Origin of the sequence: Flavobacterium restrictum (genome assembly GCF_007097245.1) — a bacterium.
Taxonomy (GTDB): Bacteria; Bacteroidota; Bacteroidia; order Flavobacteriales; family Flavobacteriaceae; genus Flavobacterium; species Flavobacterium restrictum.
Map to the genome: position 1 here is coordinate 1 of NZ_VJZT01000004.1, position 23480 is coordinate 23480.

Genomic DNA, 23480 nt, shown 5'->3' on the forward strand with positions numbered 1-23480 from the left:
GTTGTTGTGCCGGTTATGGTTCCCGAACAATTGTCGGTTGCTGTTGGCGCAGTGATGGACGCTACGCTACATTGAGCGGTTACGGTGGTTAGTGTCGCAGCATTGGCAACCGGCGCAACGGTATCGGTAATGGTTACGGTTTGATTTTGCGTAGCAGTATTTCCTTTAGCATCAGCATACGTCCATATCACAGTAGTTGTCCCTTGAGTTGTAATAGGGAAGGTAGTAGTTGTTGTACCCGTTATGGTTCCCGAACAATTGTCGGTTGCTGTTGGCGCAGTGATGGACGCTACGCTACATTGAGCAGTTACAGTGGTTAGTGTCGCAGCATTGGCAACCGGCGCAACGGTATCGGTAATGGTTACGGTTTGATTTTGCGTAGCAGTATTTCCTTTAGCATCAGCATACGTCCATATCACAGTAGTTGTACCTTGAGTTGCAATAGGGAACGTAGTGGTTGTTGTACCAGTAATGGTTCCTGAACAATTGTCGGTTGCTGTTGGCGCAGTGATTGAAGCTACGCTACATTGAGCGGTCACGGTAGTTAGTGTTGCCACATTGGCTACAGGCGCAACAGTATCAGTAATGGTTACGGTTTGATTTTGCGTAGCAGTATTCCCTTTCGCATCAGTATATGTCCAAGTAACAGTAGTCGTCCCTTGAGTTGTAATAGGGAACGTGGTGGTGGTTGTACCGGTTATGGTTCCCGAACAATTGTCGGTTGCAGTAGGCGCAGTGATTGACACTACGCTACATTGAGCCGTTACGGTGGTTAGTGTCGCCGCATTAGCCACAGGCGCAACGGTATCGGTAATGGTTACGGTTTGATTTTGAGTACTTGTATTTCCTTTAGCATCAGCATACGTCCAGACTACAGTGGTAGTACCTTGAGTGGTAATAGGGAACGTAGTGGTGGTTGTACCCGTAATAGTCCCTGAACAATTGTCGGTTGCTGTTGGCGCAGTGATAGACGCTACGCTACATTGAGCGGTAACGGTGGTTAGTGTTGCCACATTGGCCACAGGCGCAACAGTATCGGTAATGGTTACAGTTTGATTTTGAGTACTTGTATTTCCTTTAGCATCAGTATACTTCCATACTACAGTAGTCGTCCCTTGAGTTGTAATAGGGAACGTAGTAGTCGTTGTGCCGGTTATGGTTCCTGAACAATTGTCGGTTGCTGTTGGTGCAGTGATTGACGCTACACTACATTGAGCGGTTACGGTGGTTAGCGAAGCAGCATTCGCAACTGGTGCAATCGTATCAGTAATGGTAACATTAGATGAGCAAGTACTTGTTTGTCCATCAGCATCTTTTACGGTTAGTGTTACTGCTTTAACTGTACCAACATCGGTGCAAGAAAAAGTGTTAGGTGAAACCGTTAGTGTTGTAATTGCAATATCATCTGTTGAACCATTGTTTACATCGGCAGGTAGTACGGTTAATGTTCCTGCGCTATTTATAGTTAGGGTAGCATCTTTACAAATGGCTACAGGTGGTGATGATTTTATTTCAAGTACCTTAAAGTTATCAAATCTAAATCCTTTGAAAGTGGTGTTGTACCCATGAGTACGATTGTTAGAGTCAGTTCTTAAAATAAATCTAAATTTGACACTAGCTTTATTAAATAATCCTGAATTTTCAGTAGCATTAATAAAGTACTCTTCTAAAACCCATTTGTCGAATTTATTTCCGTCGTATATTGGTTGCCCATCGGGCTGGAATGCTTTGTCAGCAGTACTTTTGGATGTTGACGCTAACGTTGTTGAATAATCTGTCACATCTGTTGTTGTTCCCGGTTTTGTGTATTTTCCATTCATTGGAATCCAAGTAGTACCACCATCTGGGGATCCTTGTAATTGCACATAATCAAAACTTCTTTCTAAATCCCATTTGGAATTAAATTGAATTACAACTTGTTGTTTACTTGCTAATGAAATTGCTGTGGTTTGTGTCAAATTTGCGGTTGTAATGGCACTTGCATAAGAAGCTGCGGTATTTGTAGTAATACCCGCAGTTGCTCCAAAACCATCTGTAGTAGTTATAGCCCAAGATGTTGTTCCCGCTGCAGTCCATCCTGCCAATGCAAGTGTGGTTGGGTCTGCTAATGAAGTAAATAAACTGGTAGGATTATAGTACTTTTCTAATCTTGTTTTATAAATGATATAAGTACCATTAGATAAAGTTACATCGAATACAATTTTTTCTTTGGCAGTAATTCCAGCATTGAGGACATAGCCCACATTAAGATTTCGTTGTTCTAGAACTGTCATTCCAGTTTGAGTGGCTACATTTGTTACCGAGGTTATGTTAGACGAAACGGGTGTAACTGTTAGCGTAAAATCACCTGTAGTTTGTCCCATTCTTTCCAAACCAAAGTTCAAAGACCCAGTTGTAGTTGTTATATCGGATTTAGTTAAATCGTGTAATTTAGCATATACGCCACTGTAAAATCCAGCTATAAAATTCATTCTCATGGCTCTTTTTGAAATAGCCGTAATGTTTACTGGGTCTGGCCAAAAACCATTGTTTAAGTAAGCAGATGTTGACTCGCTTAATGCCCCATTTTCAGGTGTCCAACACAAAGTCGTTTTTCCTGACCCTCCAGACATCCAGTCATTGCAATTACCATTGTTCCAATAGCTAATGTTTGGACTAGAACCATAGGCATATCTGCTATATTGCGTCATATCATGCGAATACTGGTAATATTCATCTTCTCTTCCAGTTGGAACTGCAGCATTTGTTTCTATATTGTCTGTTCTGTAAAATGCGGCTCTTCCATGGAGTGCAGCGTTTTTGTAGGCATGGTGATTGACGGATGTTTTGATATCATGAAGCAAGAAAAAATCCCTGATAGCACTTGTTTCTGCTTCAGAGAATCCTGCTGTGCCTCTATACGTGTCACTGCACCCATCTGGAGATGATCCTGTGTCATCATACCCCCAATAGGTTCCCCAGTTTCTGTTCAAATCGATTCCGTCATAATAAGTTGTACATGCGGTACCTGTTTCTCTTCTATTTTTTCTTTGCATTCCTCCTCCCGCAGGAGATTGCGCTTGATTGTAAGCTAAACCATCAGGATTGACGATAGGTATAAAGTAGAGGTCATGGTTATCAACTAAATTTTTGACATCAGGGTCGGTTGCATAGTTTTCTAAAAGATACCACATGTAAAAGTTAAGATTCATCAAACTAGCAACTTCTCTTGAGTGTGTCATTCCAGTATATAAAGTTTCTGGTTTGGTTCCTGAAATAGCTGAATTTGAAATTTTAACTACATATACTGTTCTGCCCTCGAGTGTTAATTGATTTGTAGGGGATGCATTTGCCTTTACCGTAATTAAGTTTGGATACAAAGAATGCATTAAATCTAATTGTGCATTTGCCTCGTCTACCGTTAAACACCCTCCAAAAGAAGCTCCAAGTTGGTAATGGGAGGGAACAGCCCAATCTATTTCGGCACTTTCAAATCGGTGTGTTATGTTTCCGTATGTTGTTGTTTTTAAGCTACTATTTTTGCTTGCCGCTTTTTTTATCTTTAAAAGTGATAAATTTGATTTAGCAGTAGATAGATTTTTTACCGCTCTTTTGGCGTAAAATTGCTCTAAATTATCAATTACAACTTGATACGAAGTTACTTTTTTAATTTTTTCTTCTTCGTGTTCAGAAACTTCTATCAAGAAATCCCCGTTCGAATCAAATTGTGCACCACAATCTAAATCTAATCCGCATTTGGCTAATTTATTCATCAAATCGGGTGATGGACTGCTAATCTTGATTTTTCTATAGATTTCATTCGCTACTTTTTTTGTAGCTACTTGTTTGGCTACAGTTTGCGCAAACAAAAAAGAGGAAGAGAAAAAAAGTAGTAACAAACAAAGGGTAATTTTTTTCATAAAATTTAATTTTGGAACACCAAATTTAAAATTTATTTTTTAAAAAAACAACACTAAAAACCGATAAAACGCATATATTTTCGGTGAAAAGCATTTGTTTTGAAATAATTAAAGCTATTTCTGTTGTTTTTGCCCCGTTGAGGTTCGTTAAAATTGCCCCAAAGTTACCAAGTCCCCAAGAAAAAATACGCTCGAGAGAATAGACTTGATTCGTAGGGTATTCGCTTTTAACTCCAAACATTTAGCATTATATAAAATTTATCTACGGACGAAACGGATTTAAAAGATTAGCACGGATGTTTTTTGTTTAGTAAAGGATTTAGCCACGAATGGCACGAATTAACACAAATAAGTATCAAAATTTAATAGCACGAATTCTAAAGAGGTTTAATTGGATTTGTGTCATTTGTAGACATGGTTCTTTGGTACAAATTAGCGCAACTTGTGGCATCCTAATTTAGTGATTCTATAAAAATCTACACAATTTGTGGTAGCACCAATTAGCGATTGCATTCAACATCCTGTTTGTACTTTGTGTCTTTTTGGCAGCAAGTAACACCCCAGTTTCACCACCAAGATAGTTATTGCAATTGTCACGAAGTTCTAGAAGAAAAAAAACTTGGAAAACGGATCTGAAAAGAATAAACCTAGCGGCAAAATAAAATTGGTTTTTTAGGAGCTATCATTTAAAAAATACTTTTTTTGTGTGTTATTGTTTTGAAATACAGGTTTTTAAGCATAAAAAGCGTACTTTTTTAGTGCTTTGAAAAAAAATGAAAAATACCCATTTGTAGTGATGTTTTTGAAACTATTTTATTGGTAGCTTTGAAACTAACAATATTCATTTTTAACCCTTTAATTATTTATTTATGTCAAATTTAACCAACAATCGCATTAATGTTACGGCTACTGCAGCCCAAATCACCGCTGTAAAAGCGGCTTTTCAAACCATTTTGACCAACTTGCCTTTTTTGATAGGACTCACTATCGACGAGCGTTCGAGTTTGCCTAAAATGAATGTCAACAACAAGGCTTTTGTTGAAGATGCCATCAATGCGGGAATTAACAATGTAGCACTTATTCCGTCCTATTTGTCCGTTCCTCCTATGCAAAACGACAACATCCTTTTTAATCAATTAGACGAATTAGAGGGTATTGCAAATCAATTGTGTGAGCGTATTCAAGACACTAGAATCTTGGCAGGTAGCGAGGCGTATGTTTCGGCTTTGGCTTTGTACCGTCTTTTTGGTGCCGCCGCCGATGCGGGTGTTCCTGGTGCCGATGCTATTGTAGATCACCTCAAAGAGCGTTTTACGCAAACGGCAACGACAACCCCAACACCGGTAACTCCCACGCCAACGCTTTAATTATTTTTGAAGCTACTATTTTATTTTAAAATGGTTCAACGAGTACAGCACACTTTTTGTGTTTTGTACTCGTTTTTTTTTGTTTGTGGTAATACCAAAGCTGTTTATAGAATAGTCCAATCTACTCTTTCTTTTCCTCCAATACTTCCTCAAAAAATAATTTCGTAGTGAGGGCTATTTTTATATACAATTGTTTTAAAAGCGAATACTTTGAAGCTAAATGATAAGCACAATTTAATGTCGTTTTTTAAAATCTGACGAAATGATAAGTAAGTCGAAAGTTTTAATGTCGTAAAGTCAAAAGAAGCAATATTGTCAATAACAGTTCAAAATCAATCTATTAACATTTTTTCTAATTTTTAAAATACGTCATCATACAATGATTGTTACTTAAATCAATGAAAATATTTTTGATTGGTGTTACCTGTGTGTCATTATTGCATTGTTAGACTATCTAGCGGATTGTTCTATTGTATTTATAATGTGCGACAGCAGCCACGAAAATGGAGAATTCACGAACTTAAAGCTTAATCAATGAAAAATTTCAGTAAATTTGGAATATTAAATATAAAAAGATGTCACAAATCATATCGATAGAATATCCGGACTATTTGGCAAACTCCATGCGAATGAATAAAAGCGAATTTGGACGAGAAATTAAAATTTCTGGTCTTGTAAAACTTTTTGAATTGGGTAAAATTTCATCTGGAACTGCCTCGAAAGTTTTACAATTGTCTAGAATTGAGTTTTTAGAATTATTAGCCAAATATAATGTTGGCTTTTTAAATGTTGAAGACTTAAATGAAGATTTACAAAATGCTTAAAGTTGTTTCAAACACCACTCCTATTATTTCACTTTTAAAAATTGGAAAACTGAAAATATTTAAAGATTTGTACGGAGAAATTTTAATTCCTCAAGAAGTATTTAATGAAATCGAAGCAGGGCAGCATAAAGAATTCTATACCGATTTATCTAAAATCGATTGGATTAAAATCGAAAAAATAAATAATGAAAAGTCATTGTCCTATTTTTTAGATTTAGATAAGGGAGAAGCCGAAGCAATTGTTTTAGCAACTGAAAAAGAAGCTGACTTACTAATTCTTGATGAATCTTTAGGACGATTTCACGCTAAACATACTGGATTAAAAGTTACAGGAACAATTGGAATACTTTTAAAAGCGAAACAACTTGGACATATAAAGGAACTAAAACCTTTGCTTTTTGAATTAAGAACAAAAAACGTTTGGTTAAGTGATAGTTTCATTGAAAACGCACTAAAACTTGCAAACGAAAAATAAAACTGCTAATTTACCTTCACCTAATAGCTAGGGTTTCATTTGGTGCATAGCACCATGAATGAAACCCGTGTTGAACGGAGCCCAAGTACCTGCAGTTAACACTATGAAGTTATCGTAAAGTTATTAAAGAGAATTTCAAGAAGTGTTTACGTCTTGCACTAATATCGTACATAAGAAAGTCCAATCTACCCTTTCTTTTCTCCAATACTTCCTCAAAAAACAATTCCGTAGTGAGGGCTATTTTTATATACTATTGTTTTAAAAGCGAACACCCTGAAGCTAAATAATAAGCACAATTTAATGTCGTTTTTTAAAATCTGACGAAATGATAAGTAAGTCGAAAGTTTTAATGTCGTAAAGTCAAAAGAAGTAATATTGTCAATAATAGTTCAAAATCAATCTATTAACACATTTTTTCTAATTTTTAAAATACGTCATCATACAATGATTGTTACTTAAATCAACGAAAATATTTTTGATTGGTGTGCTATTATTGAATTGCTAATTCGTTTAGCGAACTGTTCTCCTGTTTATGGTTAGTAAAATTATAATTATAGTATAAGGCTCGTTTATTGTAGTTTTAAACTATAATTTAGGATTTTTAAACTATAATTAATTAGTATAAACCTATTTTATTATAGTTTAATCCTAATTAATTATAGTTTAATACTACATATATTGGAGTATAATACTCGGTTATTTAATGTTTATACTATAATAAAATAGTATAATACTTGTTTATTATAGTATAAACATCGTTTTTGATGAAATAAGAGTATATTTGGTTTAATTTTAAAAGAGATAGTTATGATAGATCGACGCAAGAAACACTTGATTGACACCCCGAGCCATTATCCGCATTGTGGGCAGCTGATACAATTTTATATGAAGGAGCACAAGATTACCCAAACTTATCTGGCCAAACAACTGGATGTTTCGCCCAATACAGTAAGGGGGTATCTTACGAATCCCTCGATACAGTTGGGTATTCTTTGCAAAATTAGCCAAGCCTTACACTATAATTTCGTGGCTATTGTAGGGCAACAAATAGGCGTGAGCTACACTACCCCCGAAACGGCAGCACTCCAAAAACTATTGGAACAAAAAGAGGCTTTACTCAAAGAATTAGAAATAAAAATTGGGGTATATAGAGAAATACGAATGTAGCATCCAAAAAAAATCAAGTAGTTTAATTCCAATAACACTTTTGGGGAAGGGGTGTTTTTTTTGATAAACAAAAGCCAAAAGCCAAAAGCCAAAAGCCAAAAGCCAAAAGCCAAAAAACAAAAAACAAAAGTCAAAAGCCAATAAACAAAAGAGAAACTTCATATTTCAAAAGACAGAAAACAATCTATATTTTTTTTTTTTAAACACATGGTACTACAATAGCACCCCCTCTCCTTTGGAGAGGGGGTGGGGGTGAGGTTAAATGTTATAAAAAACAAAAGACAAAAAACAATCTGTGGTATTCTTTTTTAAACACTTGGTACTACAATAGCACCCCTCTCCTTTGGAGAGGAGTTGAGGGTGTGGTAAAATGTTATAAAAGCGGAAAGAGGAAAATCAAATTTCAAATTTTCAAATTTCAAAAGGGACATCTTCAAAAAGCAAAAAAATAATATTACATCTTTTTCAGGATAAAATCAGGTAGGTTAATTATGCAACTACAATGATTGTACAATTGTTGTTTTACATGATTTTTTAAACATTCTACTAAAAAGAAACTTTCCTAAAAATTCGATAAAAATTTGTTAAATGTTAACTTTTAAGATAACTTTGTAAAATGAATAGAGAAATAATTTTTTATGAAAACCATTTTGTAGCATTTTACCAAAAACAAGACGAAAAGGTAAAAGAGAAAATAAAATATGTTTTAGAGCTTGTTAAACAAGTTGAAAAAGTTCCCGAAAAATTCTTAAAACATTTGACAGGAACAGAGGGACTTTATGAAATAAGAATTGAATATCAGTCGAATATTTATAGAATATTTTGCTGTTTTGATAAAGGAAATTTAGTCGTTTTATTCAACGGATTACATAAAAAGACGCAAAAAACACCAATTAATGAATTGGAAAAAGCGATAAAATTAAAAAATGAATATTTTGAAAACAAAAAATTAGGATAATGAAAAAGGATAACAACATAAGTAATTTCAATCAACTTATTGAAGTTGAACACGGAAAAATTGGAACTGAAAGCAGAAATACATACGAACAAAACTCACAAATGTTTATCATAAGTGAAATGCTAAAAGATGCCAGAAAAGAAGCCAAAATAACTCAAGTACAGCTAGCAGAAAAAACAGGAACTAAAAAAAGTTATATTTCAAGAATTGAAAACGGAAAAGGAAATATTCAACTTTCTACATTAATCAGACTTTTTGAGTTAGGTTTTAATAAAAGGATTGGATTAACATTTTTGTAAATAGTATTATATCGCACAACTGGGTAGCTGTTGTGCAATCCCTCCAAGAATTTAATAGTTACATTAAACCATAAAAATAACCTCGTTTAAAGCAATTTATACGAGGTTTTTTTTGGGGTGTAAGTTGTAGGTTTTAAAAATTGAGTTGCTTAAAATAAGTTTTTCAAGTCATAGAAAGAGGTTTTTTTGCGAAGTTGCTTTCAAAGTCAAAAGTCAAAAGACAAAAGACAAAAGTCAAAAGCCAAAAGACAAAAGACAAAAAACAAAAGACAAAAAACAAAAGTCAAAAAACAAAAGCCAAAAGCCAAAAGCCAAAAAACACCCTTCTCATCCCTGACAGAGTAACCACCAAAAAAAAGCTTCCCATTGCTGGAAAGCTTTTTTAACACTATTTAATTGAGCCTTATTTTACAATAAACTTTTTGTTCAAGACTCCTTTTGAGGTTTTTACTTTGGCGATATACACACCAGCAGGCATACCTTTGATTGGGATTTTGATGTTGGATTGCTCTTGGTTTTCTACTTTGTAGGTAGCCAAGGATTGCCCTAATAGGTTATAAAGAATCACTTTCTCGACAGTAATAGCCGTGATGTTGTTGTTTATAGACAGGATACTGCTCGCACGGGCATAACTAACTTTAATGTCGTCAGGATTGTTGTCCAAGAGACCTAATGCTTTGTCGGTAAAACGAAGGGCAAAACGGGTCGTGTTCTCTCCTTCGGGAAGGGTTACTTCATACGGCTCGGTTCTAATGTCGTGATAGGTTTGCGTCTCGTCATCGTATATAAATACGGGTTGGTTGGCATCAAAGTTTTCTAGCCCATCTACTATAAAGGTAACAACCCCCTCGGAATCTGATCGAACGCCTATTGGGTAGGAGGCGGTTTCATCAAAGTAGCCTTCTCCTTCTATGATTAGTTCTTTATCGCTATTGATAAGGAACATATCATTAGGAACATCGTCTATATTCTCGGCATCATAGCCAGGATTGATTTCGCCATTGGCTCTTTCGTCCATGAAGGCCACGACCACTTGACGGTGAAAAATTTCATTTCTATTATTAAACCCTAAACGCACTCGTTTGTAGGTGTCTTTTGCGGTGATATCATCAGTTGTATCTGTCCAATGGTCTAGTCCTTTGGGTTTTGTAGGGATGCGGTAGGTAATTTGCGAAGCGGCATTGTCCTCTTTCACAAACGCACGTTGGCTGTTTTTGAAGGTTACAGTGCCTCCATCTGCATCGCCTATTACAAAGAATCCTTGCCCTACAGGAATATATCGGTTGGGTGCCAAGCGTGTAGTCGCACCAGAAGTATTAATAAAATCGACTCCTACAGAACTTGGAGGCACACCACTAGCAGCATTGCGTACGGCATAGCCACCCTGATAAGCACTCAAATTATGCGAATTATTTGCTGCATAATGCTCCCAGAAATACAACGCACCATCCGTAGAAGCAGGTGTTGTTGTGTCTATGCTTGTGGCATTATCCGCTATGAACGCACTGGCATCCAGAGCTGATGGGTAGGGGTTGCCTACGAGCAATAATTGAGCAGCACCTACCGTACTGGTTATGTTACCGTTATTAGGCTTACCTACAAAGGTTAGGTTTTGTGTGGCCGATGCTGCTCCGCTTCCTTTTAGGGTAAATCCTTGTCCTACAGGAACAGTTCCCGTTTCGTAAATGCGTTGCCAATTGGCATAATCGTTTATGGCATTATCAAACTTAAAAATCCATTTGCTTGCTAAACTAATAGGTGTTGTTGGCGAACCATCATTTCCTGTAACCCAGGTTATTGCTGCAGGAGTTGCAGGAGTGGTACCGTCCTTTAAAACGCCACCCACAGTATACGCTACATTGTTAGCCGTAGTGCTCAATGTTCCTACAGGTGAACTCCAGTAATTGTAATTGTATTTATTGCTTTGCCCTTGTTGGTCTCTTTCTACAGATCCAGAACTGGTTATTTCTAGATCACTACCTAATGATTGTACTAGTTGGGAACGACCTACAAGGTCTAATTTCCCGTTTAGTTTTAGGTAATGCGACACTTCTATTTTGGAACCCGTAGTTTGAGATGGAGAAGCGGTAGTTGCGGTAAGTTTGCTAGCTGTGGTAACCCCCAATGGGGTAACCCCTACATACAATCCCAAAACGGTTTTGTCTCCCTCTGAAGTAATGTCGTGTGTTGCTACTACAATATTCCAATTCACAGGTACCGATGGTGTTACAATAGACATACTATTAGGTAAATCTTGTACGGTATTGTTTAGCCAAGTTCCTGATGTTTGCCATAAACCGCTGGCTTGTGATTCATAAGGTAGTGGAGCAGTTTGTCTGTCTACGGTAGTCAAATTACGCAAAGCGGCTGTATAGCCATATCCTGAAACATCTTTGGCATTGGTATACGCATAGGTTGACATAGGGTAGTAGGCATTCAAATTAGTCCATAAAATGCTACTAATATCATTTAGGGTTATGGTATTTGGTATAGTTACACCATTAGTCAAGGTGCTGTTTTTCAAAATTTCTTGATTCATAACATATCGAAATTGTGCTTCGGTTAGGGCTACTTTCCAAACACGAACTTCATCTATAGACCCTTTGAAAAAAGCTGTTGTAGCAGTTGAAAGGCCATCAGCAGCACCAATTAAAAAGGATTGGGTACTGGCTGCAAGTACATTGCTTAATGCAACCGTTTTGTCCAGAACGCCATCAATATATAATTTAGCATTGGTACCATCATAAATTACTCCAACATTATGCCATATTCCTGACGGAATTGTTGCGTTAGAAGTTATGGTTTGAGTGGTTCCGTTTTTCCAGCTCATTTCAACTTTACCCGTGCTGTTTATTTTAAAATCATAACCCGAGGTAAAAGCAGCATCTTTTTTGGACAAGATGCTTTTGTCAAGCGTTGTAGCATCTCTATTGATCCATGCCGAAACTGTAAAAGAGGTGTTTAAATCCAAAACCTTACCTGCATCTAAATAATCGTTTGTACCATCAAAGTTAATACAGCGAACAAAGGTTCGTTCTGGGGCATAGCCAAAAGTAATGTATTTAGTACCGTCAAAATCATAAGTAGTTTCTAGGTTTGACCCGTTTACTGTCATAACACGATAATCAGCTGTTGGGCTAAAGGTTGGGGTAGTCGAAATAAACATCAAGAAATCTCCAGGAGGAGTAATGGTATTGGTCAACATAGTGGTTGGGATGGATACCTTGGTTGCGGGCATATTTCCGCCAGTTTCTACTACTTTCCATGTTCTACCAATGGAAATAAAATCAACATTAGTTGTTAGTGCTGAAGGACTAGTAATACCAGAGCTTATGTTTACGGTAACTGCGGGTTGTGCGTTTAAACTGCCATCATTATTACCCCAACACAAAAAGTTTTTATTGATACCAAATGTATTCGTGTTTAAATTATTGGTTGTAGCTATATCGGTTAATCCAATGGTTATGTCATCATCAAATGCGGTACTAGTATGTGGGTTAACACTTTTTGACTGCTTTTGGTTGAGTTGTGAATCATCGTCTTTACCGATTCCTGTAATATCATAATCAAAACCAGAATTAGCTGCAGTATCCCATATAATATTTCCTGCCGAATCTATATAATTAACATCATTGAGTCTAGTAGTTGCTAGTGAACCCGTAGTTGCATGTAGTGTTATACCGTATTTTAAGCCTAAATAACTTTGAATTTTTTGCTGGTTAAGCGCACTGTTGGGAGCTGTATATACCACAACCTCTGAAAGTCTTCCGTTTAGACATGAATTTGTTCTACCACTAATTCCGCTTCGTCCAGTTCCTAGATAAAAAGGAAGGTCGTAATAGTCGCTAAAGTTTAGTGGGGTAACGTCTCCACCTGTACCCGTTTTTGCTGTTGTATTATCTATTTTAATACCATTTTTATAAATTTCAGTTTGCGTACTGGTACTATTATTTTTTACATTAATGATTAAAGGCTCGCTGAATGATTGTGTTGTTGAGGTATAGGCTCTACCGTAAGAGTCTGTGCCTGGTATTGCGTCAGTAGCATTTGCTCCAGCAAAGCTCCCTATTGCATGAGAGATAACTTCATCTGTATATCTAGATGAGGTAGCACCTAGACCTAAACCTGTAGGGTCTTCGTGAAATTGATCGTGAGAAGTTTTTCCACCCAAAGGAATTTGTCTTCCATTTGCTCCTGTACTATTATCGACTACATCATTTGAATAAACGACTACAAAGTAATCTTGAGAATACAATCCCCCTTTTCCTTTCATGTAATCTACAGTTGTTAGACTAAAATCAGCTACAGGGTTAAAGTTGATATTTTTGGTGGCATTATCTCGATAAGTAGGAGCGTCAGTAGCTAATGCTTTGACGCTTTCTTGGTTAACCAAATCACTTCTTGTAGTGTCATAGGCTTGGTCATCCCATGTTGTTAAAGCAGTACCGTCAGTTACTGCAATTCCTGCATTGGTTTTGAACCATAAACTTAAGTTTTGGTTTACTTTAGCGGGTGCTACAGGCGATGCCACAATAGCTACAATTGGTTCTCCTTTTACGGAAACATTATCAAATGCAACTCCATCATCAGTATTAGAGTTATTTGACTTAAATTGTATTTTAAACCGCACTTTGGATTGATTCTTAAAAACGGCATCATTTAATGGAGTTGATGCTCTAAAAAATCTATTTGCGGGTCCGAAACCTAGTGGATTTGTTGTGTCAACATTGTTGTCGCTCCAGCCATTTGACCCTAATGCACTAACTGTTGTAGAGTTATACCAATTGTCTCCAGTTCCATTTGCTCCTAGTTGTAAGTATGCTGCGTTGTTTATAGAATACAAAATACGCATTCCATCAACATCTTTTTCAGTATCTCGTCTTATGTCTATATCGAATGATAGGTTTTGAAATCCAGTAAAATCATATTCTTTACTAATTATTTCAATAGTCGCATTGTTTGCGTAATCATTGTAATTATTGATTCTCCAAAAAGAATTTTCTCCAATTTCGTTGATTGTTAATGATGGAAATGCTGTGGTTAAAAGCCATGAGCCATTAACATTTGTTGCCGTCTGATCGGTCCAGCCATTACTACCAGCATCAAAGTCTTCATAGAATAAAGTATAAAGCTGTGGTGCAGTCCAAGATATTTTTACCCATCCATTTGCTCCAGCTCCACCTATTTGGGTACCACTAACTCTGTAACAACCGCCGCCGCCGCCGCCAGGAATAACGCCTACTACACCACTTCCGTTGGATCCACCAGCTTTACCGTTACCACCATTACCACCTCCAGTAGGTGCTATAGCTCCAGTTGCTGTTAATGCTGTGGTTCCAGTTCCAGTAGTAGAAGAAGTACCACCAGAAGAACCACCTCCACCACCAAATGTCGATACTACTACAGTCGCTCCTGCACCTCCCGAATTAGTAAACGTTCCAATACTCGCTGCTGCTGAACCACCAGTGCCCCCTACTAAACTATTATCTGCAGCACTACTACCTCCTTTAGCTAGTACTGTTGTTGCTGTCCCAAACCAAGAGTCACCTCCAGCGGCAGTTGAAGTACTCCCAGTACCGACAGTAACCGTATAGTTGGTACCCGCAGTAACGGCTATGATTTTTTGTGCATAAGCACCACCACCACCACCAGCACCACTTGTTCCATTATTTCTTGAACTACCTCGACCACCAGCACCCCAAGCTTCTACAGTTAAGGAGGTTACTCCAGTAGGAACTACGAATGTGCCAGTACCTGCATAAGTTTGAGATTGCCCAAACCCAAACGCAGTTAGTAATAAAAAAGAAAGGGTCAGCAGTATTTTAGTAAAAAGAGTAAAATTTCTCATATTGTTCCAAGGTTAAAGCTATTCGTTATGTAAAATCGTTTCTTGATATAGTGTTTTTTGTTGGGTAAGTTTTTTTTATGTTTTACGACTTACGATCAGGATATTACAGTATTTATAGAGGCGAATTTAATGTACAAATATACTATATTATATGGGTAAAAAACAAATTTTTATCGACTAAATACGGTTTTTACCGTTAAAAAGTTGTCTTTTTGTTTTTTGTTTATTTTTTGTAAATAAAATAGGTATTTTTTGAACTGGATATTTACACAAATAATGTGAAGTAATAGTTACTAGTTGAATATGTAAAAAATACAATTAATTACATTATTGAAAAGAAAAACTAAATTTTGATACTGATTTTTTTACCATTTCGAAGAAAGAGTATAAAAAACAGGAAACACAACAATACACAATTGTGAATCCCCGCTTTCTTTACAAAAAAAACGCATTACTTACAATCATACCCACAAAGCCAAAGACTATCAATCCTTAAATTGTATCATTTTCTAAACTCACTTTTCAGGATTTCCTTTGTAAGACTATTTACCCATAGAATTTACCGCAATAAAATGTTCTTTTTTTCTTTTCTTTTCAAAATAAAAAGATACCGTTGCGATGCTATGCTAGATTTTTCTTTTCGGATTAAAGAAAAAAATCTTAATTTTCTTCACAGTAAATTTTACGGTTAAATGGTATAACTTTGTGCTTCTGAAAAACGTTAAATGAAATTCCAAGTAGTATCTGATTACCAGCCCAAAGGCGACCAACCCCAAGCCATTGCTAAATTAGCACAAGGCATCACAACAGGCGAGCAATACCAAACGTTGTTGGGAGTTACGGGTTCTGGAAAAACCTTTACGGTGGCCAATGTGATTCAAGAAGTCCAAAAACCCACTTTGATTTTGGCACACAACAAAACTTTGGCGGCGCAATTGTACTCGGAATTTAAGCAGTTTTTTCCCAACAATGCCGTAGAATATTTTGTTTCCTACTATGATTATTACCAGCCCGAGGCTTTTATGCCTGTTTCGGGTGTGTTTATCGAGAAGGATTTATCCATCAATGAGGAGTTAGAAAAAATGCGCTTAAGCACCACATCGTCCCTACTTTCTGGGCGACGGGATATTATTGTGGTAGCCTCGGTTTCGTGCATATATGGTATTGGAAACCCCGTAGAATTTCAAAAAAATGTGATTGCCATAGAGAAAGATCAAATTATTTCTCGTACCAAATTACTGCATAGTTTGGTGCAAAGTTTGTATTCCAGAACCGAAGCGGAATTTACTCCCGGCAATTTCCGCATCAAAGGCGACACGCTTGAAGTCTATCCCAGTTATGCCGATGATGCCTACAGAATCCATTTTTTTGGTGACGAAATAGAAGAAATCGAAAGCTTTGATTTAAAAACATCCAAAGTTATCGAACGTTTTGAAAAACTCACTATTTATCCCGCCAATATGTTTGTGACTTCGCCTGATGTGTTGCAAAATGCCATTTGGGAAATCCAGCAAGATTTGGTCAAACAAGTGGATTATTTCAAGGAAACTGGCAAACATCTCGAAGCCAAAAGGCTGGAAGAACGCACTAATTTTGATTTGGAAATGATTCGGGAATTGGGCTATTGCTCTGGAATCGAAAATTATTCCCGTTACCTTGACGGGCGAGAAGCAGGTACAAGACCGTTTTGTTTATTGGATTATTTCCCCAACGATTATTTAATGGTCGTTGACGAAAGCCACGTCACACTCTCGCAAGTCCACGCTATGTATGGTGGCGACCGCAGTCGAAAAGAAAATTTGGTGGAATACGGTTTCCGACTTCCTGCCGCAATGGACAACCGCCCGTTGAAATTTGATGAATTTGAGGCGATGCAAAATCAAGTCATTTACGTTTCGGCAACACCGGCTGATTACGAATTGCAAAAATGCGACGGCGTCTATATTGAACAAGTGATTCGTCCCACGGGATTATTGGATCCAATTATCGAAATTCGGCCGAGCTTGAACCAAATTGATGATTTAATTGAAGAAATCCAAACCCGAGCCGAAATGGACGAGCGTGTTTTGGTTACCACTTTAACCAAAAGAATGGCCGAGGAATTGGCTAAATATTTAGATAAAGTAGGCATTCGTTGCCGTTATATACATTCGGATGTGGACACTTTAGAACGCATTGAAATCATGCAGGATTTGCGAAAAGGAATTTTTGATGTCCTAATTGGTGTGAATTTATTACGAGAAGGATTGGATTTACCTGAAGTTTCGTTGGTTGCTATTCTTGATGCTGACAAGGAAGGATTCTTGCGAAGCCATCGGTCACTGACTCAAACCATAGGTCGTGCGGCCAGAAATCTCAACGGAAAAGCCATTATGTATGCTGACAAAATTACGGCAAGTATGCAAAAAACCATTGACGAAACCAATTACCGCCGAACCAAGCAAATCAATTACAATACCCAAAACAACCAAGTTCCTGTTGCTTTGAACAAAAAAATAGAAAGCGCTTTTACCAAAAATCCTTTGGTCGAATACGAATTAGGGCACACTTTAAACACCGCTGCGGAACCCATAACGGAATATTTAGCAAAACCAGAAATCGAAAAACGCATTCGCGAAAAACGAAAAGCGATGGAGAAAGCCGCCAAAGAGCTAGATTTTATGCAAGCCGCCAAGTTGCGAGACGAAATTAAGGCATTGCAGGAAAAGATATAGCAACTTTTTTTGTAAATTTGTTACTTAAAGATACAGAAATCATCGAATTTATAGAAATAAACGCTAAAATAATGGCTGGAAAACCTGTAATAAAAGGCACAAGAATTACTGTTGAGCACATTCTTTCTTTACTCTCTCAAGATATTAGTATACCAGAAATTTTAACTGAATATAAGGGATTAGAAAAACAGCAAATTTTGGCTTGTTTGCAATATGCCGAAAATATTTTAGAAAAAACCACCACTTTTGATTTAGATAAAATGGCTTCCTAATGCGTTTCTTGGTGGATGAATGTGTAGGAACTACTGTTGCAACATTCTTAAAATCAAAAAACCATACTGTGTTTTCGGTATTTGAGGAATCAAGAGGTGCATCTGATGATGAATTGTTAGCCAAAAGTTATGCTGAAAATTATATTCTAATTACCTCTGATAAAGATTTTGGAGAAATGATTTTTAAAAATAAAAAACTACACAAAGGAATAATATTAATACGATTCGCACCTAATAATTTCAAACAAAAAATAGTTGTTTTGACTAAATTATTATCCAATTATCCAGATAAATTAGAAAACAATTTTGTTGTTGTAACTAATGAAAATGTTAGAATTATAACGCCCTAACATAGTACACGAATCACACGAATTTAAACTATAAAACGATATTATAAAATCAGTGAAAGTTTGCCTAATTTGTTTGATCTGAAGGCGATTCGTGCATTAGGAGTCCGTTTAGCGAACAGCTAATACTATAAATACTTTCCAGTCAGCCAAAACAAAAAAATCCCATTTCAAAATAGATATGAAATGGGATTTATTTTTATACGACTGCCTCAACTGGCAACGGAATCTGATTTTGAAGTAAATCTTCGAATTTTTCATGTGCCCGAATCAAATGCCCTTCGCCTTTCCACCAAAGCACTTCGGCGGGTTTGTAGCGCGAGTTATAATTAGACGACATAGAGAAACAATACGCTCCTGCATTACGGAAGGACAAAATATCTCCTTCTTTAATTTCCGAAATTCTTCTGTTGGTTGCAAACGTATCTGTTTCACAAATATATCCCACCACGGAGTAAAAACGCTCTTTCCCTTTTGGGTTAGAAATGTTCTCTATATAATGTTGTGAGCCATATAACATGGGACGAATTAAATGATTAAAACCACTATCAACTCCAGCAAAAACGGTAGAAGTAGTTTGTTTGACAACATTTACTTTTGCCAAAAAGAATCCTGCTTCACTAACCAAAAATTTTCCTGGTTCAAAAATCAATGTCAATTCCTTGCCATATTCAGCACAAAAAGCATTGAATCTTTTAGAAAGTTTTTTTCCTAATTCTTCGATATTCGTTTCGATATCGTCTTTTCTATACGGCACTTTGAAACCGCTTCCAAAATCTAAAAATTCTAAATTTTTGAAGTTTTTTGCAGCATCAAATAAGATTTCGGCAGCATATAAAAATACTTCAATGTCTAAAATATCCGACCCAGTGTGCATGTGAATCCCAACAATATTCATTTTCGTATTCTCAACAATACGCACCAAATGCGGCAATTGATGGACCGAAATACCAAATTTACTATCAATATGACCAACCGAAATGTTAGCATTTCCACCTGCCATCACGTGAGGATTTATGCGGATGCAAACCGGAACATTAGGATGTTTTGCACCAAATTGCTCTAGTATCGATAAATTATCAATATTAATTTGAACACCCATCTCCGAAACCTCTTCGATTTCCTCTAAAGAAACACCGTTTGGGGTAAAAAATATTTTTTCGGGTGCATACCCTGCATGAAGACCTAATAAAACTTCTTGAATAGAAACGGTATCTAGACCAGATCCCATCTCTTTCAACAATTGAAGGATAGCAATGTTAGACAATGCCTTCATCGCATAATTGATGCGTAGATTGTCAACTTTAGAAAAAGCTTTGGTTAATCGGGTATATTGAGATTGGATTTTTTCGGCATCATAAACGTATAATGGACTTCCAAATTTTTCGGCTAATTGTAATAAATCTTTTCCTTGCATTTTGAATTAATTTTCAACAAATTTATTGTTCTTTATCAAGAGAAACAAATAAAAATATCTTTTTAACAAAATATAACAAAATGTTTAAAAAATAAATATTTAAATTGTTTTTGTGTTTTTTTAACGTGAAATATAGCAAAAAGCAACTTTTTATTAAAAATAGAAGTTCTACCACGAATTGAGTGGATTTCTAAAAGTCATACCAATAATTTATGTATGAGAGTCCATTTTGTATGTTCGAGCGCAGTCGCAAACCATTTGAGCATCTCGACTTTTGGCTGTCTCGAGCGAAGTCGAAAGGCTCGATGTGACAAAAATAGGATTGGACTATATTGCAAGAGTGTTTGGTATTATTTAAAAAAAACACTTCGAATTTTACGAATTTTCACAAAAAAATATAGTTTTTAATTACACAAATCCAATTAAAATCATTAAAATTCGTATAATTGCCTCGCTTATTCGCTATCGCTCGAGTCGTGGCGAAAATTTTTGCCCACACAATTCGTGGTAAAACCAAAATAGATATTCCTATTTTAACTTCCTGTTACCCCGTTAACAAAAGTATCTGCAAAATTTATAATCTTACTCAAAATTCGATTCCCGATTTCTTTATATTTCAAAACGCTTGGTCTTCCTTCTATTCGAAGTCCTAAAATTTCATCTAGTAATGGCTCTCTTTCTGCGAAAAGGTAATTTTCGAGTAACTTTTCTGTTTTTTCTTCCGAAAGGTTTTCTTCGGTCACTAATGTTTTGAATGCTTTTATTTGTTCTTGGTTCCAAAATTTTTCAAACTCGTCTGGAATGGTGTCGGTGTCGTTTATTGCGGGTAAATGCTCCTGAATGAATTTATCAATTAATTCTCGTTTGCTTCTTAAGGTAACTTGGCTGTTCAATAAATTAGCCACTTCTTTTTCGATAGCTTCTTTATCTGCTGTAGTGTTTTTAGACCTTAATTTCATCAATAATTGAATGATGTAAGTTACATTGATGGTGTCTCTTTGTATCAATTCTAATTCAAAATCAATATCATTCAATATTGATGTTTTTTCGGTGACAAGATGTGTAGGCGGTTTTAAATCTTGATATTTACTACTATAATCGGCAAAAAGTTGTTCGTCAATAGCCAAATCATCCCAAGTAAATTCTGTATAATGACTCATTTTTTTATACAATCTCATCAGATTTCTAAAGGCGATGATAAATTGCATTTTGTCTTCTTCCGTCAGCAAATCATCAACAGAACGTATTTCGGGGACTAATTCCAGCATTTTTTGTGTCGCCTCATTAAATTTTGCCACATATTGCTCATAAGGTTCTACAATGATTTCGTCAATGGCTTCTTTGTTGCTAAAAAGTGTTATCGCTTCATCGGTTTTATCCTTTAAATTTCGAAAACACACAATGTTTCCTTGTGTTTTGTTTTTGTCGAAAGTACGGTTGGTGCGACTGAAAGCTTGAATCAGTCCGTGGTATTGAAGGTTTTTATCCACATATAAAGTATTTACAAATTTGCTGTCAAAACCAGTCAAAAACATATTGGCAACTAGCAATATATCGGCTTCTTTATTCTTTGCTTTTTTGGCTACATCATTGTAATAATTATAAAAACTCTGGCTGTCTTTAGTGCTATGAGCGGTGCCAAATGTGTTGTTAAAATCGACTATATAATTGTCTAATATTTCGCAACGATGTGGCTTGGGATTGCCATATTGCGTTTCGGGTTCGGCAGCCATATCCAATTGTGATTCTTCTATACTGTATTCGATTTCTTCTTCGTTTTGTGCAAAACTAAAAATGGTAATTATTTTTAAATCGTGTTCGTCTCGTAATTTCTTGGCTTTAAAAATTTCGTAATATTGAATCACAGCATCAATATCTTGAACACACATCATAGCCGAAAAGTTTTTGTTTTGTGTCTTTTGAACGTGATGTTGTAAGATATAATCAGCAATGGCATTTTTGCGTTCGGGTGCTTCAAATACTTCGGCTTCGTTGATTTGCTCAATTTTCAAATCTATTATTTGTTCTTTCTGCTTGAAGGTTTTAATATATTCTACCGAAAAACGCAGTACATTTTCATCCCGAATAGCGTCAGTAATGACGTATTTGTGTAAACATTTGCCAAATAAACTTGTGGTTGTTTTTTCTCCATTAGCATTTTCTGCCAAAATAGGCGTACCCGTAAATCCAAAAAGTTGAATATTGGTAAAATAACTCACTATGTTTTTATGCGTCTCGCCAAATTGTGAACGATGGCATTCATCAAAAATAAAAACCATTCGTTGGTGCTGAATGTTCTTCATTTTGTAACTATTTCTACCCGAAGAAATGGTATTGTTTAATTTTTGAATCGTAGTTACAATAACTTTTACATTGGGGTCATTAAATTTTTGAATCAGGTCATCTGTATTTACTGCAGAACTCACGCAACCTTTGCTAAATTTGTCGTATTCCTGATTGGTTTGATAATCCAAATCTTTTCTATCCACTACAAAAACCACTTTTTGAATTGCTGGAATAGTCGATAAAATCTGGCTTGCTTTAAAGCTGGTTAATGTTTTTCCAGAACCTGTTGTATGCCAGATATAGCCGTTTTTCTCGATGTCGTAACCGTTTAAAATAGTGTTTTCAGTTACCTTTTTGATGATATTTTCTACCGCAAAATATTGGTAGGGGCGCAAAACCATTAATTTTTTTTCGGTTTCGTTCAATACAATATATTTGCATATCATTTTGCTGATGTGGCAAGGTTCTAAAAATGTATTGGCAAATTCGGTTAAAATATTATTGAGTGGTTTATTGCTTTCGCCTGTCCAATGAAAAGTTTGCAGAAATTCTTGCTTGTTCGAGCCAAAATTGCTAAAATATTTGGTGTTCACTCCGTTGCTGATAATGAATAATTGGACAAAATGAAACAAACCTTTTCCAGCACCAAAACTGTGTTTTTGATAGCGATTGATTTGGTTAAAAGCTTCCTTCATCTCCAAACCTCGACGTTTGAGTTCTATTTGTATCAATGGCAAACCGTTGATGAGCAAGGTAACATCATAGCGATTTTCATAAGTCCCTTTCATCGTTATTTGTTGCGTAACCTGAAACTGATTTTGACACCAATGTTCACTTTGGATAAACTCAAAATATAGATTATCGCCATTATCTCGTACAATATGCTGTTTTTGACGCAACGTTTTTGCTTTTTCAAACACCGAACCTTTGTTGAGAATATGAATCACTTTTTCAAATTCGGAATCGCTAAACTGAATGCGATTGTGTTTTTCCAATTGCGTTTTCAGATTGGCTAATAACGATTTTTCGTCGGGAATAGTCACATATTGATAGCCTAATTTTTGTAATTGTTCAATGAGTTGCTCTTCTAAAACTTGTTCGGATTGTTTGGACAAAATAAATGGGAATTATGAGTTATGAATTATGAGTTTTTTTTCTTTGTGGTAATAATGATACTTCGAATGATTTTTAAAACCTCTGTAGCATCTCTATACATACTACTAAACTCTATTTCGGTAATATAATAGGTCTCTTTTAATAATTCCAACCAATATAATGTTTCATCGCACTCTTTTTGGGAAATAGATAATTTATGAATAAAATCAGCCGAACTTTGTGCATTACCAGCTTCCCGAACATTTGCTCCGACAGAAGTTCCAGAACGTAACAGTTGCTTACTCATTACAAACTCTTTTCGTTCAGATGTCAGTAGTTTGTATAAATTAACTATCCGCAAAGCAAATTGAAAACTCTTTGTTTTAACAATACTATCACTCATAATTTATAAAATCGATACAATTACAAACTTACAATAAAATGAACAATATTCGTCTGTTCCAATTCATAATCCACAACTCATAAATCATAACTCATAACTCATAATTCAT

At 36.0% G+C, this 23480-nt stretch carries 14 protein-coding genes; 9 read left to right on the plus strand and 5 right to left on the minus strand.

The window, feature by feature from the left end; all coding sequences use genetic code 11:
- On the minus strand, positions 1–3899 hold a 3899-nt coding region (locus FNW21_RS05515; RefSeq protein ID WP_262710614.1), incomplete at its 3' end, for a M14 family zinc carboxypeptidase.
- A gap of 869 nt (positions 3900–4768) precedes the next feature.
- On the opposite strand from FNW21_RS05515, the gene FNW21_RS05520 reads away from it, so the two are divergent.
- From FNW21_RS05520 to FNW21_RS05550, 6 genes are all read left to right on the plus strand, one after another.
- A complete protein-coding gene (locus FNW21_RS05520; RefSeq protein ID WP_144255745.1) occupies positions 4769–5266 on the plus strand; it encodes a hypothetical protein in 498 nt (165 codons plus the stop codon).
- Between the two features lie 575 nt (positions 5267–5841).
- The gene (locus FNW21_RS05525) at positions 5842–6090 is read left to right on the plus strand and encodes a UPF0175 family protein (RefSeq protein WP_144255746.1); all 249 of its coding nucleotides are present in this window, start codon (positions 5842–5844) and stop codon (positions 6088–6090) included.
- Positions 6068–6565, plus strand: coding sequence for a DUF3368 domain-containing protein (locus tag FNW21_RS05530; protein ID WP_144255747.1), 498 nt, complete (start codon positions 6068–6070; stop codon positions 6563–6565). The genes FNW21_RS05525 and FNW21_RS05530 overlap by 23 nt, the downstream gene beginning before the upstream one ends.
- An 807-nt stretch (positions 6566–7372) precedes the next feature.
- Complete coding sequence (locus FNW21_RS05535) at positions 7373–7732, plus strand: helix-turn-helix domain-containing protein (protein ID WP_144255748.1); 360 nt, start codon at positions 7373–7375, stop codon at positions 7730–7732.
- A 616-nt stretch (positions 7733–8348) separates the two neighbouring features.
- Complete coding sequence (locus FNW21_RS05545) at positions 8349–8690, plus strand: type II toxin-antitoxin system RelE/ParE family toxin (RefSeq protein ID WP_144255749.1); 342 nt, start codon at positions 8349–8351, stop codon at positions 8688–8690.
- On the plus strand, positions 8690–8989 hold the full coding sequence (locus tag FNW21_RS05550; RefSeq protein WP_144255750.1) for a helix-turn-helix domain-containing protein: 300 nt from the start codon (positions 8690–8692) through the stop codon (positions 8987–8989). Before FNW21_RS05545 ends, FNW21_RS05550 begins: the two co-directional genes overlap by 1 nt.
- A gap of 403 nt (positions 8990–9392) precedes the next feature.
- On the opposite strand, the gene FNW21_RS05560 is transcribed toward FNW21_RS05550, so the two are convergent.
- The gene (locus tag FNW21_RS05560) at positions 9393–14837 is read right to left on the minus strand and encodes a LamG-like jellyroll fold domain-containing protein (RefSeq protein ID WP_144255752.1); all 5445 of its coding nucleotides are present in this window, start codon (positions 14835–14837) and stop codon (positions 9393–9395) included.
- A gap of 725 nt (positions 14838–15562) precedes the next feature.
- Here FNW21_RS05560 and uvrB point away from each other — a divergent pair.
- Genes uvrB through FNW21_RS05575 form a run of 3 tightly spaced genes read left to right on the plus strand, consistent with a single transcriptional unit; the run spans position 15563 to position 18173 of the window.
- Positions 15563–17551, plus strand: a complete 1989-nt coding sequence (uvrB, locus tag FNW21_RS05565; RefSeq protein WP_144255753.1) for an excinuclease ABC subunit UvrB — start codon at positions 15563–15565, stop codon at positions 17549–17551.
- Positions 17552–17568: 17 nt separating this feature from the next.
- Positions 17569–17823, plus strand: coding sequence for a DUF433 domain-containing protein (locus FNW21_RS05570; RefSeq protein WP_262710615.1), 255 nt, complete (start codon positions 17569–17571; stop codon positions 17821–17823).
- On the plus strand, positions 17823–18173 hold the full coding sequence (locus tag FNW21_RS05575; protein ID WP_144255754.1) for a DUF5615 family PIN-like protein: 351 nt from the start codon (positions 17823–17825) through the stop codon (positions 18171–18173). Before FNW21_RS05570 ends, FNW21_RS05575 begins: the two co-directional genes overlap by 1 nt.
- 196 nt (positions 18174–18369) lie before the next feature.
- Here FNW21_RS05575 and lysA read toward each other — a convergent pair whose 3' ends face one another.
- The 3 genes from lysA to FNW21_RS05590 all read right to left on the minus strand — a co-directional run bounded on the left by lysA (position 18370) and on the right by FNW21_RS05590 (position 23371).
- Entirely contained in the window at positions 18370–19587 is a 1218-nt protein-coding gene (lysA, locus tag FNW21_RS05580; protein WP_144255755.1) for a diaminopimelate decarboxylase, read from the minus strand.
- Positions 19588–20120: 533 nt separating this feature from the next.
- Entirely contained in the window at positions 20121–22988 is a 2868-nt protein-coding gene (locus FNW21_RS05585; RefSeq protein ID WP_144255756.1) for a type I restriction endonuclease subunit R, read from the minus strand.
- Between the two features lie 26 nt (positions 22989–23014).
- Complete coding sequence (locus tag FNW21_RS05590) at positions 23015–23371, minus strand: four helix bundle protein (protein ID WP_144255757.1); 357 nt, start codon at positions 23369–23371, stop codon at positions 23015–23017.
- Positions 23372–23480 lie beyond the last annotated feature (109 nt).

Bases quoted from the DNA above. Each gene is read 5' to 3' on its own strand.
- FNW21_RS05520 (WP_144255745.1), top strand. From the start codon at position 4,769: ATGTCAAATTTAACCAACAATCGCATTAATGTTACGGCTACTGCAGCC.
- FNW21_RS05525 (WP_144255746.1), top strand. From the start codon at position 5,842: ATGTCACAAATCATATCGATAGAATATCCGGACTATTTGGCAAACTCC.
- FNW21_RS05530 (WP_144255747.1), top strand. From the start codon at position 6,068: ATGAAGATTTACAAAATGCTTAAAGTTGTTTCAAACACCACTCCTATT.
- FNW21_RS05535 (WP_144255748.1), top strand. From the start codon at position 7,373: ATGATAGATCGACGCAAGAAACACTTGATTGACACCCCGAGCCATTAT.
- FNW21_RS05545 (WP_144255749.1), top strand. From the start codon at position 8,349: ATGAATAGAGAAATAATTTTTTATGAAAACCATTTTGTAGCATTTTAC.
- FNW21_RS05550 (WP_144255750.1), top strand. From the start codon at position 8,690: ATGAAAAAGGATAACAACATAAGTAATTTCAATCAACTTATTGAAGTT.
- FNW21_RS05560 (WP_144255752.1), bottom strand. From the start codon at position 14,837: ATGAGAAATTTTACTCTTTTTACTAAAATACTGCTGACCCTTTCTTTT.
- uvrB (WP_144255753.1), top strand. From the start codon at position 15,563: ATGAAATTCCAAGTAGTATCTGATTACCAGCCCAAAGGCGACCAACCC.
- FNW21_RS05575 (WP_144255754.1), top strand. From the start codon at position 17,823: ATGCGTTTCTTGGTGGATGAATGTGTAGGAACTACTGTTGCAACATTC.
- lysA (WP_144255755.1), bottom strand. From the start codon at position 19,587: ATGCAAGGAAAAGATTTATTACAATTAGCCGAAAAATTTGGAAGTCCA.
- FNW21_RS05590 (WP_144255757.1), bottom strand. From the start codon at position 23,371: ATGAGTGATAGTATTGTTAAAACAAAGAGTTTTCAATTTGCTTTGCGG.